The following is a 6,319-nucleotide window of genomic DNA, read 5'->3' on the forward strand; positions in this document are numbered from 1 at the left end:
CGGCATGGCAGCGGAAGGCTGTTCCAGCACGGACTGGAAGGGCGCATAGCAACAAGCGCGCACGGCCCCCATCCGTGACGGCTGCCAGTAGGTGGCGTTATCTTAACGCGATCGAAGCGTGACACGAAACGAAATACCAGCGACGCCACTCGCCATTCACAAAAATTTATCTCTCGTTGTCACATAGCAGCTTTGGCGTTGTCCTCGGCGGGTCCTCGGCGATCCTTTGCGCGCGCCCGAAGGCCCCGAGGGGGCTTGCCTGCAGGCCCCACGGAGACGACGACCGGCCATAGGGTCGGGTGCATGGACACGGCCGATGTGCGGCACCTGCTGGACGCCGTGGCCGCCGGCGCGGTCAGGCCGGACGAAGCCCTGAGCCGCCTCACCGCCGGCCCGCTCGGCGACGGCACCGGCTGGACCGACCTCGGGTACGCCCGTGTCGACACCCACCGCGGCCTGCGCACCGGCGACCCGGAAGTCGTCTACGCCGCCGGCAAGACGCCGGCGCAGACGGTCGGCATCGTCGCCGAGCTGCGGCGGGCATCCGGCCCCGGCCATCCGACACTGATCACCCGGGCGGACACCGCCACCGTCGCGGCGCTGCTCGTCCAGTGGCCCGAGGAGCTGGCCACGTCCGGTGCACCTGGTCCCAGCCCTGGTCCGGGTCCGGAGTCCGGGCCTTCCACCCCGCTGTCCACGGTCGTCGTCGGCCCACTGCCACCGGCCCGGGGGCGGGTCGTCGTCGTTTCCGCGGGAACGTCGGACGCGCCGGTCGCCGCAGAAGCCGCGCTGACCGCCCGCGCATCCGGAGCGGGCGTTGAGACGATCACGGACGTGGGGGTCGCCGGGCTGCACCGGGTTCTCGCGGTCCGCGACATCCTCGCCGCAGCTGACTGTCTGGTCGTCGTCGCCGGCATGGAAGGTGCCCTGCCCAGCGTGATCGGCGGGCTCGTTGGTACGCCGGTGGTAGCGGTCCCCACCAGCATCGGTTACGGCGCGTCCTTTGGCGGGCTTGCTGCGCTGCTCGGAATGCTCACATCCTGCGCACCCGGCATCGTCGTCTGCAATATCGACAACGGCTTCGGAGCGGGAATCTTCGCTGCCCGCATCGCCCGCCGCACAGCGCTCATGGCCGCATCACCGCCACCCGCGACACCCGCCGGTCGTCCGCCGATGGAGTAGGTCGTTTCGGCTGCGATAGCGACGATTTCCACCTACTGGACTACCTGCGGGCACCCAGGCGCTAGGTGGTTTTCGTCGCTATAGCGACCGTTTTGACCTACCGCTTCGCGGCCGCCGGCCCGCGATCCGCTGCGGGCCGGGTCTGGGGTGGGCCGGGTCTGGGGCGCGTTCCGGCGACCCCGCCCACCGGACGACAGTGGACGGGTGGACGACAGTGGACGAGTGACTGATGCCGGAACGCGCCAAGCCAACAGCGCAGCAGCGGTACCGACCGGCCCGACCGGTTCTTCACCGCCCCGCCCGGCACGGGTCGGGTGGCTCGACCTGTCCAGCGGGGCGAGCGGGGACATGCTGCTCGGCGCCTTGAGCGCGGTGCTCGCAGGCACGGGTAAGCACGCCGACGTGATCGCCGACGCGGTCAAGGCGCTGGGACTTCCAGTCCGCCTGGATGTCAGCGTGACCAGCCGAGCCGGCCTCGCCGCCACCCGCGTCCACGTGATCACCGATGAAGTGATCAGCCGTGGAGACACGACATATCCGGTCAGGCCGCAGGGGACCGGAGCAGCCGCCGGTGACCACCTCCGGCGTACCTGGGCGGACATCCGCCTGCTACTTGCCGGCGCGCCGCTCGCCGCGACGGTCCGCGAGCGGGCATTAGCCACCTTTGCGACGCTCGCCGAGGCTGAGGCGACCGTCCACGGAATCCGCGCCGACGACGTGCACTTCCACGAGGTCGGGGCGCTGGACGCGCTCGCCGACGTGGTCGGTGTCTGCGCGGGGCTGGACGCGCTCGGCCTGGACCAGCTGGTCGCGTCCCCGATGGCGCTCGGCGGTGGCTCAGCCCGTACCGGACACGGTGTCCTGCCGATCCCCGGCCCTGCCGTCCTGGAACTCCTGCGGGCCAGCGGAATGCCGGCTCACGGTGGTCCAGTGGACCTGGAGCTGTGCACACCGACCGGAGCGGCGCTGGTGGCGACCCACGTAGGCGCCTATGGGCAGCTACCGGCGATGCGGGTGGAGTCAGTCGGTGTCGGCGCCGGCCAGCGCGACATCCCGGGCCGGCCCAATGTCGTCCGGCTGATCGTCGGGGCCGCGGCATCCACCGACATATCATCCCATAGCGCATCAGAACGAGAAGAATCAGCACCGGCGCACGCCGCCGCTCGCATCCCCCCGGCAACCGATGAACTGCTGGTCGAGACCAACGTCGACGACCTGGACCCGCGGGCCTGGCCGGAGATTCTGGCGGCCCTGCTGGCAGCGGGGGCGTCCGATGCCTGGCTGACGCCCATACTGATGAAGAAGGGTCGACCTGCGCACACGCTGTCCGTGCTGGTGGCGCCGGCGCGCGCGGACTCGGTTCGACAGATGATTTTTTTCCACACCCCAACCCTTGGCCTGCGCGAGACGCCCGTACACAAGCGTGCCCTTGACCGCACTTTCCACGCGGTGAACGTCAGCGGCGAAACCATCGCCGTGAAGATCGGCATGCTCCCGGACGGTCAGGTGGTAACCGTGCAACCCGAGTGGGACGACGTGCGACGCGCCGCCATCCGGCTGGACCGGCCGACCCGCTGGGTACTGGCTGCCGCCGCGTCACTCGCCGCGGAAACATCATGGGCGTCGGATACGGACAGAACGCACTTTGCCCATCCCGGCCAGGGCGGGAACGATGACCCAGGATGCAGACGATGACAAGGTCGAGCCCGGCATGCAATCCTGAATCGCCGCGGTGGGGCGCCCTGGACGGACAGGTGGCGCCGGACCCTGAAGCAGTGATCAAATTACCGCACTCTGAGCGCCCGGACGGACCGCGGCAGCTAGGCTGAAAGCCGGATAAACCCGACATGAGGCCTGATAATGACTGGTCTCCAGCGAGGTCGTGACTGAGCGGGAGCATGAACGGAGACATCGACATCGACGCCCGAACAGACATGCCTGACGCCGATCGCAATCCGGCGGAAGATCGCAGCACGCGCCAGTCGATACCGTCGCCGGTACATTCCCATCGTCCGCCGAGCTCGACCGAGCCGAACAACGACGACCCGTATTCCTCGTTCCAGGCCTGGCCCGCTCAGTTCCCACCACCGGTGCCACCGCCTGGTGGCGAGCGCGTATTCGACCCGCTCACGAGCTCCTGGCCGGGCGCTGCGGGTGAACGGCCGGCCGTGCCACCGATCGCCCGGCCGTGGACCGAAAGGTCGACCTACGACCCGCTGTTCGGCCGCGACCCATTTCCCGGCGACTACCCAGGTCCCGGCGACTACCCGAGCCGCGTCGCGCCGATTCCGCCCCCGCCGCCGTCCGAACCTCGGCTGTCCGCCAGTCCACTGCGCCACGAGGAACGCCCGAGCAGCGGCCAGAACAGCAACGGACGCACCACCGGAGCGCCAGCGGGATCCGTACATCCGGCGGGATCCGCACCGGGCTTCCCATGGTCGGGATCCGCAGGCGCCACGCACCGGCCGACACCGCTTTACCCAGACGAGTCCTACCCGTCGGATTTCAACTCCACCGATCCGCTCGGAGTCTCCGCCGGTGTCGCGGACACCGCGTTCGAGGTGCCGCCACGCCCACCGGTCTCGGCGGACTACCCGCCACCGCCACCGCAACCGTCACCGTCACCACTGCAGCTGGCACCGCCGCAACTGCCACCACCTTCGCTTGCACCGATCCCGGTACCCGAGCACGCACCGTCTGCGCACCCGCTGCCGCTGGCGGCCGAACAGGCGCCGGGATCGTCCACGGCACCGATCACAACGGCGCCCGCCCCAGACCCGCCGCTCTACCGGAACGGCGGTATCGCGGATGAGGGAAAGATCGGCGCCCCGCATCCTGGCGCTGTGCAACCGCCGGTGCCGTACCCAGGTGGCGCCTACCCGGACAATCCCTACCCCAGCACCGAGTACCCGGCGCCAGCACCGGAGATCCGGCCGTCCGGCCACGACGGGGCAGCCGACGTCATCCGTGCGCCCGGCAGACTCATGACCAGCGCGCTGCTGCCCGCTGCGCCGGACACAGCGTCCGGAGGCTGGCGAAAACTGATCTTCAGGGCGTCCGGAGGAGCGATCAACCCTGGACCGTCCGCCGACGAGGCCCGCCATCGGCGCCTGGTCGCGCACATCCGCACCCCCTTGTACGACTGCCACCGGGTCGCGGTCATGTCGCTCAAGGGCGGTGTCGGCAAGACCACCACGACCGTGGCCCTCGGATCGACCCTGGCGAGTCTGCGTGGGGACCGCGTGGTGGCGATCGACGCGAACCCCGACCGCGGGACGCTCGGTGCCAAGGTACCGCGGACAACCACGAACACCGTGCGCGATCTACTCGACAATGCGGCCTCGCTACACCGTTATGTGGACGTTCGCAGGTACCTGTCACAGGCCGACAGCCGCCTGGATGTGCTCGCGTCCGCGAACGACCCCGAGATCTCGCAGGCGTTCGCCGATACCGACTACCTTGCTGTCGACGACATTCTGCAGCGCCACTACTCGATCCTGCTGACCGACTGCGGCACCGGGATTCTGCACAGCGCCATGCCCGCGGTCCTCAAACTCGCCGACACGCTGGTGATTGTCAGCAGTTCCAGCGCGGATGGCGGTTCGTCGGCCAGTGCCACGCTGGACTGGCTGGACGCGCACGGGTACGCCACCCAGGTGCGAGAGGCCGTGACGGTCATCTCGACATTCCCGGCGAATAGCGAGTCGGTGGATATGAACACGCTCGAACAGCATTTCGCCGCCCGTACCCGGCGAGTCGTCCAGGTGCCCTACGATCCGCATCTCGCCATCGGCGGACGTATTATGCTAGAAGAGCTGAGAAAGGCGACGAGGCAGGCGTTTCTCGAAATCGCCGGCGCCGTCGCTGAACGGTTCGGTTCTCCCCTGACAGGTGGGGATCCCGAGCGTTTCGGCGGGTTGCCGCACGGGGTTTAGAGCGCCCGGCAATAGGGGCGTGGATCAAGGAGCGGGGCTGGGGCACGTAGATCGCGAGGCGGAGGAGGGAGACACCCTGGTGTCGGGTGGCGACCGACGACAACACAGCGAGGTGCGTGCCCCGGCCCCGCGACGCCGCGCCCCCTATTGCCGGTCGCTCTTAGGGCCTGTCCGGGCACCAGTCAGCGGGCCAGGGCTTCGGTCACGGCCCGGACACCGGGGCGCCGCAGCTGCCTGGCCACTGTGGTGCGGCCGTCCACGATCCGCCCGAACAGTCCGAAGGTACCGGGCATGCAGGTCAGCAACGCGTGCAGCAGCCCGGGATGGCGTACATAGACCGCCTGTACCTCGCGACCGGCGTCCATTTCGGGGCCGAGCACCGCTTCAACGCGCCTGGGGTACTCTGCGAGCGCGGACAGATCACCGACAGCCGCTCGGGCCGCGGCCTCCCCCGCGAGACGCCCCGAACGCAACGCGAACGAGATCCCCTCGCGCGTCCACGGGTCGAGCAGACCCGCCGCGTCGCCGGCGACCAGCACCCTGCCCCGGCGCAGTGGCGAACCCGCGGCCCGCACCCGCGTCAGATGCCCGGAGTCGTGCAGCGGCGTCACCGAATCCAGACCGAGCCGGCGCACCAGATCGCCGTAGTAGGAACGCAGCGCATCGCCGTCTGCCCGCGAACCGATCACACCGACGGTGAGCACCTCGCCCTTCGGGAACAGCCAGGCGTATGAACCGGGGACCGGACCCCAGTCGAGCAGCATCCGGCCGCCCCAGCGCCGTGCGGTCGGTGCGCTCACCGGGAACTCACCCTCCAGGCCGACGTCCACCTGATCACACCGGACGCCGACGTGGGCGCCCGTCCGCCCGGACGCGCCATCTGCGCCGACGACGACCCGGGCGCGTATCTCCCGCCCGCCCCGCACCGTCACCACGACGCAACCATCCCGCGTCTGCCTGATCTCCGTGCCCCCCCTGACCTCCCTGACGGTCGTGGCCGCCGTCGTCGCCTGACTGACCGCCGTGGCCGCCTGCACCTCGTTGCTGTCCGGTCCATCTGGTCCGGTTACTGGTCCGGTTACTTCGCGCAGACCGGTGACGTGGACTCCGGTCCGCAGGCCCGCACCGGCGGCGCAGGCCGAGTGCACCAGCGCCCGGTCGAACTCCGAGCGCATCACCATTGACAGCATCGGTCGACCTGG

General features: G+C 69.6%; 4 protein-coding genes. 3 read left to right on the top strand and 1 reads right to left on the bottom strand.

What is annotated here, in order from left to right; all coding sequences use genetic code 11:
* Positions 1–303 precede the first annotated feature (303 nt).
* From larB to U9978_RS09440, 3 genes are all read left to right on the top strand, one after another.
* Complete coding sequence (gene larB / locus U9978_RS09430; RefSeq protein ID WP_322760691.1) at positions 304–1,182, top strand: nickel pincer cofactor biosynthesis protein LarB; 879 nt, start codon at positions 304–306, stop codon at positions 1,180–1,182.
* 222 nt (positions 1,183–1,404) lie between these two features.
* Positions 1,405–2,877 carry a nickel pincer cofactor biosynthesis protein LarC gene (gene larC / locus U9978_RS09435; protein WP_322760692.1) on the top strand — a complete coding sequence of 491 codons (1,473 nt, stop codon included), beginning with the start codon at positions 1,405–1,407 and terminating at the stop codon, positions 2,875–2,877.
* A gap of 203 nt (positions 2,878–3,080) precedes the next feature.
* A complete protein-coding gene (locus U9978_RS09440) occupies positions 3,081–5,117 on the top strand; it encodes a MinD/ParA family ATP-binding protein (protein WP_322760693.1) in 2,037 nt (678 codons plus the stop codon).
* A 182-nt stretch (positions 5,118–5,299) separates the two neighbouring features.
* Here the strand turns inward: U9978_RS09440 and U9978_RS09445 are convergent.
* Positions 5,300–6,319, bottom strand: a 1,020-nt coding sequence (locus U9978_RS09445) for a geranylgeranyl reductase (RefSeq protein ID WP_322760694.1), incomplete at its 5' end; no start/stop codon positions are given.

The organism is Protofrankia sp. Cr2, from assembly GCF_963555885.1.
Lineage (GTDB): Bacteria > Actinomycetota > Actinomycetes > Frankiales > Frankiaceae > Protofrankia.